Below are 15,395 nucleotides of genomic sequence, written 5' to 3' on the forward strand. Positions count from 1 at the left end.
CTCACAGTTTCATTTGCTGGACTTGGGCGGTCAGGCCGCCATCGAGGACCCACAGTTGCCCGGAGGCGTACCGGGCTTCGTCGCTGGCGAGCCAGTTCACCAGGTTGGCGACGTCTTCCGGGGTGCCGTAGCGGCGCAGCGGGTGCACGTCGCGCACGGCCGCTTCCAGGCTGTGGATGTCGCCGTGGTCGCGGAAGAAGCTGCGCAGCATCGGCGTATCGACGTAGCCCGGGCAGACGGCATTGACGCGGATGCCTTCCGGGCCATGGTCGCAGGCCATGGCACGCGTCAGTGCGTGCACGGCGCCCTTGGTGGCGCAGTACGCCGCCAGGCCCGGGTCGGCGATGAAGCCGTCGTAGGAACCGAAGTTGACGATGCTCGCCGCACCGCTCCTGCGCAGCAGCGGCAGGGCGAATTTCGAGACGAGGAAGGTGCCGGTGACGTTCACCGCGAAGATGCGGTTCCAGTCGGCCAGGCTGGTCTGCTCGATGGTCTGTTCGATCTCGATGCCGGCGGCGTTGACCAGGATGTCGAGCTTGCCGAGCTGTTCCTGTACCACCGCCATGGCCTGGCGCACGCTTTCCTCCGAGCTGACGTCGAGCGGGACGAAGGTCGTGCCCGGCACGGCAGCGGACTCCTTCAGGTCGGCCGCGAACACCATGGCGCCTTCCCTGACGAAGCGCGCGCAGATGGCGCGGCCGATCCCGCCCAGGCCGCCGGTGACGAAGGCCACCTTTCCTTCCAGTGCCCCGCTCATGGCGCAACCCCTTTGCGGTAGGCATCCAGCACCAGGCCATGGAAGTGATGCAGCGCATGCTCGGACTTGCCCGAGCCGTTGGGGTCGGTGACGATGCGCCCCTGCTCGAAGGCCGGCGTGCGCATGCCGCGCTGGACGTTCTCCACCAGGGCGATGTCCTCCACCTGCAGCACTTCGTCGAGGTAGCGGATGGCTTCCTTCTCCATCTCGTTCGCCTCGGGCGTTTCGAGGAAGAAGTCGTAGGTCTCGTAGGTCAGGTCGGGGCCGGCCGGGATGATGTGCAGCACGATCATCGAGCTGCGCCCCGGGTAGCGCATCAGGCAGGTGTTGGGCCACAGCCACCAGACCGCATGGGTGCGCACCTTGGCCTGGGAGGTGTCGTAGGCGCTGTTCTGGCCGTTGCCGGCCTCGGCCATGTGGCTGGAGTAGATGCCGTGGGTCTGCACGCGGTAGGTGTCCATGTCCACCAGGGTGCAGAAGTCCTTGTGCGCCGTCGGGCAGTGGTAGCACTCGAGGAAGTTGTCGACGACGTTCTTCCAGTTCGACTGGATCCTGTAGGTCAGCCGGTGGCCGAAGGTGAGGTTCGCCACGTCCGGCGCCCAGTGCAGGATTTCCGCCTGCAGCTCGCCGGCCTGCTCGCGCAGCGGCCGCGCGGCGGGGTCGAGGTTGACGAAGACGAAGCCGCAGAACACCTCGACCTGCACCGGGCTCAGGTGGATCTCGCCCTTGTCGAAGTCCTTCAGGCCGCCGACATGGGGCGCGCCGGTGAGCTGGCCGTCCAGGCCATAGCACCAGGAGTGGTAGGGGCAGATGATGCGCCTGACCTTGCCCTCGCCGGCCAGCACCGGATGCGCCCGGTGCTTGCAGACGTTGTAGAACGCCCGCAGGTTGCCATCGTGGTCGCGCACCACGGCGATGGGGTTGCCGGCGATTTCCGTGGTGGTATAGGTGCCCGGTTCGCGGACCTTCTCCTCGTGGCAGACCCACTGCCAGGAGCGGGCGATGATCTGTTGCTGGTCGAGGCGGAACCACTGCGCGTCGACATAGGCCTCGGCACGCAGGGATTGCGAGACCAGAGGGTCGGGGTGGTAACCCCGGGCGATGTTCTCGAGCTGGGTTTTCGAGATGACTTCAGACATATCGGCGGCCTTCCCGTACAAGCATTTCCTGGGTTTGTGTTCTTGTCTCGGAGCCGATAGTGGTCGTCGCGGCGGGGTGAAAATATTCAGGATTGGCCGCGATTTTTTCTTTTTTCGCCAAGGTCGCTTTTGGGCATGAGCATCCCGTTTACGACCGCCGCCGGGCGCACACGCAGCCCTTCACCGCCCGCGCGGGGCGGGATGCAGGGCATCAGAAAAGGTTTTTTGGCGGACGTCGTCAGGGCGTGACCTGGTGCATCGGCCAGGCCCGGAACTCGAACGGGATGCGCCCGTCCAGGCGGTCGCGGCGCGGCGTCAGGCCGAAGCGCTCGCGGTAGATGCGGCTGAAGTGCGACTGGTTGGCGAAGCCCGATGCCACGGCGATCTCCATCAGCGACATATCGGTCTGGGTCACCAGGCAACGGGCGCGATCCAGGCGGATGTCGCGGTAGTAGAGCGCCGGGCTCTTCTGCACGATCTGGTTGAACAGGCGGTCGAGCTGGCGCTGGGAGATGCCGATGCGCTCGCAGATGTCCGGGATCGGCACCGCCTCCTCCAGGTTCTGCTCCATGATGCGGATGGCCTGCTTCACCAGGTCCGGCACTGTGTTGCCCAGCGGCTGTGGCGCCTCGGGGTTCTGCTGCGTGCCCAGCGGGCGCAGGCGCTCGTGGAACAGGTAGCGGGCCGTCTCGTTGGCCAGGGTATCGCCGTGCAGCGAGCGGATGACGTGCAGCGCGCAATCGGTGGACGCGGCGCCGCCGCAGCAGGTGATGCGCTTGCCGTCCATCACCAGCATGTCCTCGCAGATCTCCACCTCCGGATACAGCTCCTTCAGCGAATCGATGTGCTCGTAGTGCCCGGTGGCGCGCTTGCCGTTGAGCAGCCCGGCCTCGGCCAGCAGGTAGACGCCAGTGTCCAGCGCGCCGAGCACCACCCCTTGCCTCGCCCACAGGCGCAGCGCGGCGCTCAGCGCCGGGCTGTGCAGCGTCTCCGGGTTCCAGCTGGAAGACAGCATCACCAGGTCGGGCACGCCCTGCACCTGGGCCAGCGCCCGGGTGCCGGTGCTCATCGCATTGCTCGCCACCACCGGACCGCCGGCCATCGACACGACTTCCCAGTGGAAATGGGTGTGCCCGCTCAGGTAGTTGGCCGCGCGGAACGGGTCGATGAAGGCCGTGGTGGCCGCGAGGTTGTAGTGCGGGAACACCAGGACGAGGATCGAGAACGGCGCGGCGGCTTCGGCGGGCATTGGGGGTCTCCGTAGCGGCCCGGAGGGCGGGGCTGCCGGGGAGAAATAGCACAGATCGCCGGGGCCCGCGCGGTCGAAACGACATCGCACGACGCAATGAAAAAAGCCCACCGCCAAGGTTGGGCTTCCAGGCACCGCCCAGGCCTCAGAAAGGCAACGGCAGCTTGGCCGTGCGGCCGCCGTCCACGACTATCACCTGGCCGGTGATGAAAGCCGCAGCGTCGCTGGCCAGGAACACGGCGACGCCGCCGATGTCCCCGGGCTCGCCGGTGCGGCCTGCCGGGTGCAGCTTCAGCAGGCCTGCGTGTGCCAGTTCGGGTTGCGGCTGGGCCTGGATGTACGCCTGGCTCAGTTCCGAGTTGATCCAGCCCGGGGCGATGGCATTGCAGCGGATGCCGTCGCGCCCCAGGTCCACGGCCATTGCCCGGGTAAAGCCGTGCACGCCCGCCTTGGAGCCGCAGTAGGCCGTGTGCCAGGGGTTGGCGCCGAGGCCCTCGATCGAGCCGATGTTGACGATGCTGCCACCGCCACGCCGGCGCAACTGGGGCAGCAGCGCCTTGGCCAGGAATACCGGGGCGCGCATGTTGACGGCCAGCATGCGGTCCCAGTCGTCCTCGTTCATGTCGTCCAACGACTTCTCGAACATGAAACCTGCGTTGTTGACCAGCACGTCGGCCCCGCCGAAATGCGCCTCGACGGCCCGGGCGATGGCATAGGGCGCCTCGCGCTCGCCCAGGTCGGCCTGGCACCATGCCACCCGCGGGTTGGCGCTCAGGTCCTCATCCAGCGGCTGGCGCTGGGCGACCAGCACGCGAGCGCCGGCCTCCAGCAGCTTGTCGCTGATCCCGCGGCCGATGCCGCGCCCGCCGCCGGTCACGACGGCTACCTTGTCATTGAGCAGCATGCTGGCCTCCTCAGCCCGAAACCGGTTTGGCGCCGGTGACTTCGAGCGTTTCCGCGGCGATGTAGCGCGCCTGGTCGGAGGCAAGGAAGGCGATCACGTCGGCGATGTCCTCCGGTTCCGCGATGCGGCCAAGGGGCACGGTCCTGTTCAGTTCCTCGATGGCCTTCTGCGGGTCCAGGCCACGGCGCTCGAAGCCGCTGCGGATCATCGGCGTGTTGATCTCGTGCGGGCACACGGCGTTGACGCGGATGCCGAAGGGCGCGGCATCCCGGCCCAGGTTCCTGGTCAGCGCGGCCACCGCGCCCTTGCTGGTGCAGTAGGCGACATGTCCGGGCCCCGGATAGATGCCCCACACCGAGGAAGTATTGACGATGGCGCCGCCGCCGCGCCGCTTCATGTGCGGTATGGCCGCGCGGCAGAGGAAGAACACGGCGTTGAGGTTGACGTCCATCGCCGTGAACCACATCTCGTCGGTGGTTTCCTCGACCGTGCCGCGGGGGATGATGCCGGCATTGTTGAGCAGGATGTCGACGCCGCCGAAGCGCTCGACCGCCCGGGCGACGATCGCCTCGCAATATTCCTTCTCGCGCAGGTTGCCGGCCAGGCATTCGGCCTCGGCGCCCAGGGCGCGTGCCTCGTCGACCATGGCCTGGCAGCCCTCGGTATTGATGTCCGAGATCATCAGCCGAGCCCCTTCGGCGGCGAACAGCCGTACCAGCGCCTGGCCCACGCCGCCGGCACCACCGGTAATCACGACAATCTTGTTTTCGAACCGCATTGCCTTGTACCTCAGTGGGATGTGTGAGGCAGATGATCGACAGGCCGGGGGCCGGCGACAAACGACTTCTGCGGCGCATTCGATTGACTTTTGATTAACCGAAAACCCATGCATGGGAAGAAAACGATAAAGTACTGCCCTGTACACTTGAGTTTTGCTTAACTGCCCAGGCGTCCTTCCAGAGCGGGTGAACCTCCATGGGCAACCTCCGGCATTCGCTGCCGCCACTGAATGCGCTGCGGACTTTCGAGGCCGCAGCCCGCCACGGCAGTTTCAAGATGGCGGCGCAAGAGCTCTACGTGACCCAGGCGGCGGTCAGCCGCCAGATCCAGGTGCTGGAGGAGTTCTACGGGCTCAAGCTGTTCCTGCGCGGCAACCGCAGGGTCGAACTCACCGACGATGGGCATGCGTTGTACCTGGCCGCGTCATCGGCCCTGCACCACATCGCCAATGCCTCCAGCGACCTGCTGCGGCGCAACGGCCAGGATCATCTCGCCCTGATCACCACCACGGCCTTCGCCCAGCTGTGGCTGATGCCGCGGTTGAAGCAGCTGCGCGCGCAATATCCCGAACTGCAGCTGCACCTGATCAGCACCGAGGGCAACCCCGACTACCAGGAGAACTTCACGGCGGCGGTGACCCTGGGGCTGGAAGAGCACCCGCGCTACGTGGCCGAGTACCTGTTTTCCGAGGAGGTGTTCCCGGTCTGCACCCCGGGCTTTCTCGAGCAGCATCCCCAGGTCGCGACGTTGCCGGGCCTGCTGGACGCCACCCTGCTCAACCTCAGCGCGAGCCACTGGAAAGCCAGGCTGTGGGCGCCCATCGACTGGGCGTTCTGGCTGCGGCAGTTCGGCCTGGACGCATCCAGAAGCCGGGAGACCATGAACTTCAGCCACTTCTCCATGCTCATGGACGCGGTGCACCAGGAGGTCGGCGTCGGCCTGGCCTGGCGCCACCTGGTCCAGCCGCAGCTGGACAGTGGCAGGCTGGTGCGCCCCCTGCAGGAAACCTGCTTCGCCGACGACAGGAAGCACTACTTCGTCTGCCGCCGCGACCTGGCCGGCTCGACGGGCATCCGCATGCTGCGCGAGTGGCTGCTGGCGCAGACCCAGGCGCTGAGAAGCCCTGCCCCGTAGCAGGGCGCCGCCTGGCGCTGGGCAAGGCGGCGACCATCGCGGTGAAGGCCATCGCTACAGACGATGGCCATCCGGCCGCGGGGTTCAGGCGCCCTGCCCGGCCGCCTCGAACAGCAGCCCGAACAAGCCTTCGCAATCGGCGCTGCTGGGCAGCGCCGCTATCGCCCCGGCGATCTCCTGCCGGAGGGCCTCGTCCAGGGTGATGCCGGCCAGCAGGTCGAACTTGGCGCGGAACTCTTCGCGGCTCATGGCGGTGGCAGGGTCGCCCTTGGCCGCGGTCACCGGACTGGTGAAGACCTGGCCGTCCTTGAGCGACACCGAGACCCGCGAAAGAATCTCGTTGGGGAAGCGCGCGGAAAGCTCGTCGCTTTCGACGATGTCGACGCGCTGGCTGACGGCCAGGATGTCCGAGGCGTGCACCGCGCCCCCGGTCACTTCCAGCGGCCCCACCTGGCCGCGCACGGCCAGGGCCGCCAGCGGGAAGGCCAGGGCGTACTGCGCCTCATCGGCGTTGGCCGGCGTGTGCCCCTGCAAACGCATGGATTCGTGGAAGGTCTGCACCTTGATGCGCTCGATGTTCTCGCCACGGATCTGCGGGTGCTCGGCAATCAGTGCGGTCAGTGCGGTCAGCGCCGGCTGGGCCCAGCGGCACACCGGCCAGGGCTTGAAGTACTGGGCGTCGATCTCCCAGCGCTGGCCCAGGTCGCACCAGTGGTCGGCGACCTCGTCGAATTCGACCGTCTCGGCTGGGGCCCCGGTGACGCCGGCCTCGGCCAGCAGCAGCGCGTTGAGGCCGGCGAAGGCGCCGGCGCCATGGGCGTCCCGCAGCATGGAGGGGTGGTCCACCAGGCGCATCATCGGGCAGCGCGGGCCGAAGTATTCAGCAATGCCCAGGGCGTGGCGGAACTGCTGTTCGTCGAAGCCCAACAGGCGCGCGCCGCCACACACCACGCCGATGCCGGAGAATGCGCCCGAGGCGTGGTATTGCGGTGCCGTGGCCATGAGCGCGGCGCCGGCGCGCAGGGCGGTTTCGTAGCCGATGGTCAGGGCGCTGAGCAGCTCCGCGCCGCTGATGGTGCGTCCCTGCTGGCGACAGGCGTCCACCAAGGCCAGCAGCGCCGGCACCACGGTGGCGCCGGCGTGGCCCTTGGAGGTGAAGTGGCCCTCGTGGGCATCCAGGCTGTCGACGCAGAAGCCGCCGGCCCAGGCCGCGCCCAGCGGGTGCACCGCGCGGCCGTCGAACAGCAGGCGGCTGGAAAGCACGCCCGCCGGGTAGTGGTTCAAGGCATAACGGCGCAGCGCCTGGTTGGTGGCGTTGTCGCGGGCGCCGGCGGCGACGCCGAGGATGTCCAGCAGGCAGGTCTGCATGAGTTCGCGGGTGTGCGCGGGCGCCTGCTCGAAGCGGAATTCACGGACGAACGAATAGAGCGACATGTGGGGCTCCACAGACGGGTATCGGGAATCGGAGGAACGGGTGCCCGGCGGCGGGCACCCGTTGGCGTCACTGCTTGGCCTGGCTGGCGACCGCGCGCGAGGCCTGCAGCCAGCCGTCCCACTGCTGGCGGTGGGCAGCGATCCATTCCTGGGCGTGGCGGCGAACGTCGGCCGGCTTGTTCTCACCCTTCTGCATGCGCAGGTTCTGCTGGCTTTCGTCGTCGGCGCTGATCTGCAGCTGCGAAAGGAACTTGAGCGCGACCGGGTTCTTGTCGGCGAAGTCCTTGTTCAGCAGCGCCTCCACCTTGTCGATGGCGAAGCCCAGGTTCTTGCCCTGGTAGGTGGTGTTCACGTCGTTGTTGCCGTCGGGCAGGTCGGTCTTGGGCACCTCCAGCCAGACCACGTCGCGGCCTTCCACCAGCACGCCGGCGATCCACTGCGGCACCCAGGTGAAGTAGAGGATCGGCTGGCCCTGCTTGTAGCGGGCGATGGTGTCGGCCATCAGGGCGAAGTAGGAGCCCTGGTTGACGTTGACGCTCTTCTCCAGGTCATAGGCCTTCATGTGGTGGGAGATCACCAGTTCGCAGCCCCAGCCCGGGTTGCAGCCGGTCAGGTTGGCCTTGCCGTCGCCGTCGGTGTCGAACAGCTTGGCGATCTCCGGTTTCTTCAGGTCGGTGATGTAGCGGATGTGGTACCGCTCGGCGGTCTTCTTGTCGATCAGGTAGCCCTGCAGCACACCGGGGATCACGTCGCCGGCCTTGACCAGCGTGTGCGGCCCGTCGACCTTCTGGTAGAAGGCGTCGTGCAGCTTGTCCCAGAAGTGCACGGTGAAGTCCGCGTCGCCGTAGGACAGCGCCACCATCATCGCCGCGTATTCGGTTTCCTTCGGCTCCTGCACGTCGTAGCCCAGCTCGCGCAGCCCGGCCATGGCCAACTCGCCGCGGAAGCGCTCCTCGGCGATCGGCGGGAAGATCGGCGTGACCTTCACGCCCTCCCCCGGCTTGTCCGCCGAGGCGGCCATCCCGTACAGCGACACCATGCCCAGGGTGATGGCCGCGGCACAGTGCACAAGCTTGTTCTTGAACGTCTCGAAATGCATCGCTGTATACCTCTTGTTCTTTTCGTTGGGTCGGCAGAATGAATGCAAAGCAGCGGCGGCTCGTTCAGGCCGCCTTGTGCGGCACCGGCTGGCTGCCGAACAGACGCAGCAGCAGGCCCACCGGGCCGCTGTGGTACCAGCGGCGGCTCGGGTCGGAACGGGTGCGTTCGCCCATGGCCTGGGTCAGGCGGTCGAGGAAGATCGCCAGCAGCACCAGGCCGACGCCGCCGACCGTGGCCAGGCCCATGTCCAGGCGGCCGATGCCGCGCAGGACCATCTGGCCGAGCCCGCCGACGGAGATCATCGAGGCGATCACCACCATCGACAGCGACAGCATCAGCGTCTGGTTCACTCCGGCCATGATGGTCGGGGTGGCCAGCGGCAGCTGGACGCGCATCAGCATCTGCCGCGGCGTGCAGCCGAAGGCGCGGGCCGCCTCGATCTTGTCTTCGGGCACCTGGCGGATGCCCAGGTTGGTCAGGCGCACCAGCGGCGGCACGGCGAACACGATGGTGACCAGCACGCCCGGCACGTTGCCGATGCCGAACAGCATCACCACCGGCACCAGGTAGACGAACGCCGGCAGCGTCTGCATGGCATCGAGCAGCGGGCGCACGATGCGCTCGATACGGTCGCTGCGGGCGGAGAGGATGCCCAGCGGGATGCCGATCACGGCGCAGAAGAGTACGGAAGTCAGCACCAGCGAAAGCGTGGTCATCGACTCGGACCACACGCCGATCAGCCCCAGCAAGGTCAGGGTGACGGCGCACAGCGCGCCCATGCGCGGCCCGGCGAGCTGCCAGCCGAACAGCGCCGCCAGCACGATGGCGATCGTCGGCGGAACGCTCTGCAGCACGTACTCGAAACCGTTGAGCACATGGTCGATGGGCCAGCGAATGGCGTGGAAGACATCGCGGAAATTGCGGACCAGGAAATTCAGGCTGGTTTCGACCCAATCGCCCAGCGGAATGACCGCGTTCTGGAAGGGATCGAGGAAACTGGACTCGGACATGCTCGCTACCTGCTTCTAGGAATGACGAGGACGGCTGTTGCGCAAGGCTGCGCTCAGTGCCGGCTGAGGGTCTGCAACAGCTGGTTCTTGGAGATGGTGCCGTGCAGCGCGCCGCTGCGGTCCAGAACCGGCACCGGGTAGGGCAGCTCGGCGACGATGTCGAGCACGTCGTGCAGCGGCGTGTCGGTGTAGACCGGGCGCTGCTCGTGCAGGGTGTAGTGCCCCTCGCCTGCGGCGCCGCCTTCGGCGCCCATGACGCCCATCAGTTGGTTCCGCTCGTTGACCAGGTAGCTGTACGGCACGCCGGCCCTGGGTTGCGGCCCCTTGCCGTTGAGGCGACAGAGCAGCGCCTGGTCGAGCTCGGCGACGTCGCCGGCCTTGAGCACCCGCGAGCTGTCGAAGCCCTTGAAGAAGGTCCTGACGTAGTCGTTGGCGGGCTGGTTTAGCAGCTCCTGGGGAGTGCCGATCTGCACTACGCGGCCGCCTTCCATGATCGCGATGCGGTGGCCGATGCGGATGGCTTCCTCGATGTCGTGGGAGATGAAGATGATGGTGCGCTGCTGCTCGGCCTGCAGGCGCATCAGCTCGCCCTGCATCTCGTTGCGGATCAGCGGGTCGAGCGCCGAGAAGGCTTCGTCCATGAGCAGGATGGTGGGGTCGTTGGCCAGCGCCCGCGCCAGGCCGACGCGTTGCTGCATGCCGCCGGAGAGCTGGTGCGGGTAGCTGTGCTCGTGCCCCTCCAGGCCCACCTGGCGCAGCGCCTCGCGGGCCCGGCTGTGGCGTTCCTGCTCCCCTACCCCGGCGATCTCCAGGCCGAAGGCGGTGTTCTCCAGCACGCTCATGTGCGGCATCAGCGCGAAGGACTGGAACACCATGCCCATTTCCTTGCGCCGCACGTCGAGCAGGGCCTTGTCCGACAGCCCGGTGATCTCGCGGCCGTTGAGGTGGATGCTGCCGGAGGTGGGCTCGATCAGCCGGTTGAACAGGCGCACCATGGTGGACTTGCCGGAGCCGGACAGGCCCATGATGACGAAGATCTCGCCACGCTTGACCGAGAAGCTGGCATCGAACACCCCGACGACATGCCCGGACTTGCGGAATATCTCGTTCTTGTCAGCGCCCTTGCGCAGCATCTCCATCGCCTCGTTCGGGCGCGGCCCGAAGACCTTGAAGATGTTGCGTACCGAAAGGATATCGTCGGTCTGACTCATACGTTCCTCACCTTATGCTTATTCTTGTGGCCAAGGTCTTGCTGCGGGGGACCTTACGGCCTCGTAGCACCGGTACCGTCGGAAGAATCACGGCCGCTGTGGTGAGGCGGCCCTTCCGTTCTGCAGAAGCTCCTGCAAGGCTTTACAGCGGCCGTCGAAGGCGACGGCGGCGTGTCTTCAAATTAGGGTTCTGCCTGTCGAGCGTCCAACGACATTTGTTCGCTCAAAACCATAACTTGATGTTATTGATCCGGGCCCGCGCCCTGCGCCACGGGCGTTTGCGGTGTTTGCGCCGGCCCGATGAAGCCGGGCTACCCTCGCGAATTCCCCCGCCACGGAGGCCCGCCCCGAGGGGTACGTCCCTGTAGCCCACCGGGGCTCTCGCGACATCCATGCCGCATGACCTCCTGAGCGCCGGTTTCGCTTGGCCTTCTGAAGGGGCGCTCCGGTGCGCGAGAAGGTTTCTCTGGAAGTCCGTAGGGCGCCGGCCACGCCGGACGCCCCGACGGCACGGCCGATCAGTCAGCCAGGCGGCCGGCCATCTGGGTGCAGTACCAGTCCACGAACTGGCAGACGCCGTTCTCGGCAATCGAGGAGTACGGACCGGGCTCGTACGCCGGCGAGTTCACCCCCGCCTGCGCGCCCTCGACCAGGCGCCGGTCCTGGTCGTTGGTGGCGATCCACACGCGGGTCAGGCGTTCCAGGTCGTAGTCGATGCCTTCCTGGGCATCCTTGGGCACCAGCCACTTGGTGGTCACCAGTGTCTCGTTGGGGCCCTGGGGCAGCACGCGGAAGCTCAGGGCGTGATCGCCGAGGAAATGGTTCCAGGTGGAGGGGTAGTTGAAGTACAGCAGCGCGCCGATGTTCGGCTCGCCGCTCTTGTCCAGGCGCCGCGCCACCGCCGGCTTGCCGTCCATGGTGTAGCTCACGGCGCCGGCCGAGAGCGGGATGCGCGTCATGCGGAACTGCCCGGCTTCGTCCATCACCAGGCGGCTGGGCAGGCCGGCGGCCTCGCAGCGGTCCCAGTGGGCGCTCAGCTCGGGGTCTTCCTCGCCGCCCACGCCGGCCACGGAAAGGTTCTCGACGAAGGAGTTGAGCAGCTCCGGGTGGGTGCCGTCGCAGTGGTAGCACTCGCGGTTGTTCTCGAACACCAGCTTCCAGTTGCCGCGCTCGACCAGGTTGGATTCGAAGGCGACCTTGCAGTCTTCCAGGTTGTGCGGCCCGATGAAGGGCGAGACTGCATCGCGGAAGCGCGCAAAGTCCGGCGCGGCTTCGGCGACGCACACGTAGATGTAGGTGTTCACCACCTCGCAGTGCGCCAGCTTCAGGCCGTAGTCGGCCGGGTTGAACTCCGGGCCCATGTTGCCGGCGAACAGCAGCTTGCCGTCCAGGTCGAACACCCATTTGTGGTAGGGGCAGACCAGCTTGGCCACCTTGCCGCTGTTCTCCGTGCACACCTTGGAGCCACGGTGCCGGCAGGCGTTGTGGAACGCCCGGACCTGGCCATCGCCGCCGCGCACCACGGCGATGGGATAGTCGCCGATCTGCAGCGTCAGGTACTGGCCCGGCTTCTCCAGCTCGAAGGTGTGGCCGGCGAAGATCCACTCCTTGTGCCAGAGCTGCTCCAGGTCCTGGCGGTACACCTCGGGATCGCTATAGACCGCGCGGGGCAGCGCGTGGCGGGCCTTGCGTTGGCGAATCAGGTCGAGCACAGCGGCTTTCTTATCCATTGTTGTATGCACTCCAGAACAGACGCGGTTTGTATCGGTGCATGCGTGGATCGGCCAGCGGCGGCGTCCGGCGCTGGCAGAAGGGCCCTGCGGCGCGGAGGCTTTCTGTCGTCGGTCGCTTCGGCTAACCTCCATCCACGGAGCCTGCCAGCCCGCCGCGATCACAGCATTTGCGGCAGTCTAGGACCGGGGCCGACGCGAAAGAACCGACATTTTTTCCAAGGTCTTGATTACCTGAAGTTATGGTCAAACACACCGAACCCGATCAGACGCTGATCAAGATGCCGTCGCTGCGCGCAGTGAAGTCCTTCGTGGCCGCGGCCAAGTACCAGAACTTCACCCGGGCGGCCGAGGCGCTGTGCGTCACCCAGGCTGCGATCAGCCGGCAGATCCGCGAGCTGGAAACCTACCTGGGCGCCGACCTGTTCAAGCGCGTGGGCCGCGCGGTGGAGCTGACCCCGGCCGGCTCGATCTTCTTCGACGCCGTGCAGCTGTCGTTCGTCAACATCTCCCAGGCGGCCGAACGCATCCGGCACAACAGCACGTCCAAGTCGATCGTCACCCTCTGCTGCTCACCGGCCTTCTCGGCGCTCTGGCTCGCCCACCGCCTGCCGGGCTTCTTCGAGGCCAACCCGGACGTGGAGCTGAACCTGATCACCACTCAGAACTTCCTCTCCATGGAGCCGGGAACCCGGCCCGACATCTTCATCACCAAGATGGCGAGGATCCGCGAGGGCTACCGCAGCTACCCGCTGGTCCACGACGTGATCTACCCGGTGTGCAGCCCGGCCTACCTCGCCCAGCATCCGGAGATCGCCAGCCTGGAAGGCCTGTGCGAAGGCGTGCTGCTCAACCTCAGCCCCTACGGCCGCTCGCAGGTGGCCGAGCACGTCGACTGGAGCGTATGGATGGCCTTCCAGAACATCGACCTGGACAACGGCACGGGCAAGCGCCCGCACTTCTTCAACGCCAACGACTACAACCTGCTGGTGCAGATGGTCCTAAGCCACCAGGGCGTGGCGCTGGGCTGGAACCACCTGGTGGGGCACCTGGTGGCCGAGGGTTCGCTGGTGCGCCCCGTGGAGCAGGAAGTGGTGCTGCACGACAGCCAGCACTACCTGACCTTCAACGAGGACAAGGAAAACGACGACGCCTGCCTGCGCCTGCGTGACTGGCTCATGGCGCAGTTCTGAGCGGCCGGGCCCGGCGGCCCGCCCCGCTACTTCGCCCTGCCGGAGCGCACGCAGCCGTGGCGGATTTCCTTCGACGGCGGGTAGCCGAAGAACGAGGTGTAGCACTTGCTGAAGTGGCTCGGCGAAACGAAGCCGCAGGCCAGCGCCGCCTCGACCAGGGACAGGTCCGAGTGCTGCAGCAGGCGGCGGCTCTCGGTGATGCGCAGCTCCAGGTAGTAACGCACCGGCGAGGTCCCCATCTGCTCCTGGAACAGGCGTTCGAGCTGGCGCTTGGAGCGGCCGACGCACTGGGACAACTGGTCGGTGCTCAGCGGCTCCTCGATGTTCGCGCTCATCAGGTTGAGCACGTCGCGCAGCGGTTGCGACATCTTCTCGTGCAATGCCGGGCGGGTCCGCCGGTAGCGGGATTCCTCGAAGGCCAGGATGTCCACCACGCCGTCGACCAGCTCGCGGCCATACAGGCGGTTGATCCATTCCAGCACCATGTTGAAGGCGCCGGTCGGGCTTCCCGCGGTCAGGCGGTTGCCGTCGACGATGTAGCTCTCGGCGGTCACCACGCTGTTCCTCGCCACCTCGGCGAGGGCCGCGCGGTTTTCCGGGTGCACCGCGCATTTGTGGCGGTCCAGCAGCCCCGCCTTGCCGAGGAACCAGGCGCCGTTCCACAGGCCGGCCAGCCCCACGCCCCGGTCATCGGCGAGCTGCAGCAGGCGGTTGAGCGAAGGCAGCTCGCGCAGCGGCGTGCGCAAGCCGCCGCAGACCACCAGCAGGTCCAGGTCCAGGTGGCGGCTCTCCAGGGCCGCGGAGGGGCAGATGACCAGGCCCAGGTCGCTGGTCACCGGCTCGCCGTCCAGGCTGAAGGTGCGCGTCGAGAAGGCGCCCTCACGGATCAGGTTGGCGGTGACCAGCGTATCCAGCGCCTGGGTGAAAGCCGGCAGTGAAAAGTGTTCCAGCAGGACGAAGCCCACGCGCCGCTGGCGCTGCGGCTCCGCCTTCTTCTCGGCCATGAAGCGGAGATTCTTGCCTTGCATGGCTTCGCTGAATTGTCGTCTTTCCACCGTTGGGCAGCCTCTATGAGTTCTTGTGGGCAGTTGCGGCGTTCATCAGCCTCGCGGTGGGCCTGGCAGGGCGGCGCGGCGAGGGCTGTTCTGTATACCGTCCGTAGGCAAATGTTATACAGGCGGTCTGCCTCCGACCACTCCCCCACGCGGCCCACAGGCACGCGCAAACCCTCGATCCCGGTCATGGCCGGCCCCCGAGCGGCCTCGGCTCGCGCCGACCCCGCTCGCGTCATAGCAGGCAGGAACCCCCGCCCCGGCAGTGGAAACGCCTGTGTCCGCAAAGAAAACCCAGTGATTTCCAGCTGGGAAATGCCGGGCCGACAGAGGCGCCAGGGGCCCTCGCCAGCGCCTCTTCGGCGCCCGAAACCCGCTGTATGCGTATGAATTGATCCCAGAAAATGTAATTAGACACCCCATCGGCGCGCTCCCTATAGTCATTCCACGAACGGCAGGGATCGCCGGCAACGGGCAGGAGGTCCTGCCCGCGCCCCGCATGCGCGGATGATCGACAGCAACCAACGACACGACCCGCAAGCCACAGCGGACATCTTCAAGGCGTCCTTCGAAGCGTCGCACAGACGCCGGCATCGAGGCCGCGCCGCAACAGTGAAACTCGGGTAATCCCCCGGCTCTGGTTTTCTCGCGTGAGTGAGTCACTCCACGCAACGGATAGCTATTGGCTGAAATAAATAGAA

At 66.7% G+C, this 15,395-nt stretch carries 13 protein-coding genes; 2 read left to right on the forward strand and 11 right to left on the reverse strand.

The window, feature by feature from the left end:
* Position 1: 1 nt before the first annotated feature.
* The 5 genes from CHC02_RS09735 to CHC02_RS09755 form a co-directional block, all read right to left on the reverse strand.
* On the reverse strand, positions 2-757 hold the full coding sequence (locus tag CHC02_RS09735) for an SDR family NAD(P)-dependent oxidoreductase (RefSeq protein ID WP_089391274.1): 756 nt from the start codon (positions 755-757) through the stop codon (positions 2-4).
* On the reverse strand, positions 754-1,896 hold the full coding sequence (locus CHC02_RS09740; protein WP_089391275.1) for an aromatic ring-hydroxylating oxygenase subunit alpha: 1,143 nt from the start codon (positions 1,894-1,896) through the stop codon (positions 754-756). Before CHC02_RS09740 ends, CHC02_RS09735 begins: the two co-directional genes overlap by 4 nt.
* A 238-nt stretch (positions 1,897-2,134) precedes the next feature.
* Positions 2,135-3,145, reverse strand: coding sequence for a GlxA family transcriptional regulator (locus CHC02_RS09745; protein WP_089391276.1), 1,011 nt, complete (start codon positions 3,143-3,145; stop codon positions 2,135-2,137).
* A gap of 145 nt (positions 3,146-3,290) precedes the next feature.
* Positions 3,291-4,049, reverse strand: coding sequence for an SDR family NAD(P)-dependent oxidoreductase (locus CHC02_RS09750; protein WP_089391277.1), 759 nt, complete (start codon positions 4,047-4,049; stop codon positions 3,291-3,293).
* Positions 4,050-4,059: 10 nt separating this feature from the next.
* Complete coding sequence (locus CHC02_RS09755; RefSeq protein WP_089391278.1) at positions 4,060-4,827, reverse strand: SDR family NAD(P)-dependent oxidoreductase; 768 nt, start codon at positions 4,825-4,827, stop codon at positions 4,060-4,062.
* Positions 4,828-5,024: 197 nt separating this feature from the next.
* On the opposite strand from CHC02_RS09755, the gene CHC02_RS09760 reads away from it, so the two are divergent.
* Positions 5,025-5,963 carry a LysR substrate-binding domain-containing protein gene (locus tag CHC02_RS09760; protein ID WP_089391279.1) on the forward strand — a complete coding sequence of 313 codons (939 nt, stop codon included), beginning with the start codon at positions 5,025-5,027 and terminating at the stop codon, positions 5,961-5,963.
* 84 nt (positions 5,964-6,047) lie between these two features.
* Here CHC02_RS09760 and CHC02_RS09765 read toward each other — a convergent pair whose 3' ends face one another.
* From CHC02_RS09765 to CHC02_RS09785, 5 genes are all read right to left on the reverse strand, one after another.
* Positions 6,048-7,397, reverse strand: a complete 1,350-nt coding sequence (locus CHC02_RS09765) for an MmgE/PrpD family protein (protein WP_089391280.1) — start codon at positions 7,395-7,397, stop codon at positions 6,048-6,050.
* A 67-nt stretch (positions 7,398-7,464) separates the two neighbouring features.
* On the reverse strand, positions 7,465-8,496 hold the full coding sequence (gene proX / locus CHC02_RS09770) for a glycine betaine/L-proline ABC transporter substrate-binding protein ProX (RefSeq protein WP_089391281.1): 1,032 nt from the start codon (positions 8,494-8,496) through the stop codon (positions 7,465-7,467).
* Positions 8,497-8,560: 64 nt separating this feature from the next.
* Positions 8,561-9,508 carry a glycine betaine/L-proline ABC transporter permease ProW gene (proW, locus tag CHC02_RS09775; protein WP_009620115.1) on the reverse strand — a complete coding sequence of 316 codons (948 nt, stop codon included), beginning with the start codon at positions 9,506-9,508 and terminating at the stop codon, positions 8,561-8,563.
* Positions 9,509-9,561: 53 nt separating this feature from the next.
* Positions 9,562-10,719 carry a quaternary amine ABC transporter ATP-binding protein gene (locus tag CHC02_RS09780; RefSeq protein WP_089391282.1) on the reverse strand — a complete coding sequence of 386 codons (1,158 nt, stop codon included), beginning with the start codon at positions 10,717-10,719 and terminating at the stop codon, positions 9,562-9,564.
* A gap of 518 nt (positions 10,720-11,237) precedes the next feature.
* The gene (locus tag CHC02_RS09785; protein ID WP_089391283.1) at positions 11,238-12,449 is read right to left on the reverse strand and encodes an aromatic ring-hydroxylating oxygenase subunit alpha; all 1,212 of its coding nucleotides are present in this window, start codon (positions 12,447-12,449) and stop codon (positions 11,238-11,240) included.
* A 242-nt stretch (positions 12,450-12,691) separates the two neighbouring features.
* On the opposite strand from CHC02_RS09785, the gene CHC02_RS09790 reads away from it, so the two are divergent.
* On the forward strand, positions 12,692-13,642 hold the full coding sequence (locus tag CHC02_RS09790; RefSeq protein WP_089391284.1) for a LysR family transcriptional regulator: 951 nt from the start codon (positions 12,692-12,694) through the stop codon (positions 13,640-13,642).
* Positions 13,643-13,668: 26 nt separating this feature from the next.
* Here the strand turns inward: CHC02_RS09790 and CHC02_RS09795 are convergent, their stop codons facing one another.
* Positions 13,669-14,697, reverse strand: coding sequence for a GlxA family transcriptional regulator (locus CHC02_RS09795; protein ID WP_244160946.1), 1,029 nt, complete (start codon positions 14,695-14,697; stop codon positions 13,669-13,671).
* Positions 14,698-15,395 lie beyond the last annotated feature (698 nt).

Origin of the sequence: Pseudomonas delhiensis (assembly GCF_900187975.1) — a bacterium.
In the GTDB taxonomy this organism is placed as follows: domain Bacteria; phylum Pseudomonadota; class Gammaproteobacteria; order Pseudomonadales; family Pseudomonadaceae; genus Pseudomonas; species Pseudomonas delhiensis.

Excerpts from the sequence above, each read along its gene's own strand:
- CHC02_RS09735 (WP_089391274.1), bottom strand. The coding sequence starts at position 757 with ATGAGCGGGGCACTGGAAGGAAAGGTGGCCTTCGTCACCGGCGGCCTG.
- CHC02_RS09740 (WP_089391275.1), bottom strand. The coding sequence starts at position 1,896 with ATGTCTGAAGTCATCTCGAAAACCCAGCTCGAGAACATCGCCCGGGGT.
- CHC02_RS09745 (WP_089391276.1), bottom strand. The coding sequence starts at position 3,145 with ATGCCCGCCGAAGCCGCCGCGCCGTTCTCGATCCTCGTCCTGGTGTTC.
- CHC02_RS09750 (WP_089391277.1), bottom strand. The coding sequence starts at position 4,049 with ATGCTGCTCAATGACAAGGTAGCCGTCGTGACCGGCGGCGGGCGCGGC.
- CHC02_RS09755 (WP_089391278.1), bottom strand. The coding sequence starts at position 4,827 with ATGCGGTTCGAAAACAAGATTGTCGTGATTACCGGTGGTGCCGGCGGC.
- CHC02_RS09760 (WP_089391279.1), top strand. The coding sequence starts at position 5,025 with ATGGGCAACCTCCGGCATTCGCTGCCGCCACTGAATGCGCTGCGGACT.
- CHC02_RS09765 (WP_089391280.1), bottom strand. The coding sequence starts at position 7,397 with ATGTCGCTCTATTCGTTCGTCCGTGAATTCCGCTTCGAGCAGGCGCCC.
- proX (WP_089391281.1), bottom strand. The coding sequence starts at position 8,496 with ATGCATTTCGAGACGTTCAAGAACAAGCTTGTGCACTGTGCCGCGGCC.
- proW (WP_009620115.1), bottom strand. The coding sequence starts at position 9,508 with ATGTCCGAGTCCAGTTTCCTCGATCCCTTCCAGAACGCGGTCATTCCG.
- CHC02_RS09780 (WP_089391282.1), bottom strand. The coding sequence starts at position 10,719 with ATGAGTCAGACCGACGATATCCTTTCGGTACGCAACATCTTCAAGGTC.
- CHC02_RS09785 (WP_089391283.1), bottom strand. The coding sequence starts at position 12,449 with ATGGATAAGAAAGCCGCTGTGCTCGACCTGATTCGCCAACGCAAGGCC.
- CHC02_RS09790 (WP_089391284.1), top strand. The coding sequence starts at position 12,692 with ATGGTCAAACACACCGAACCCGATCAGACGCTGATCAAGATGCCGTCG.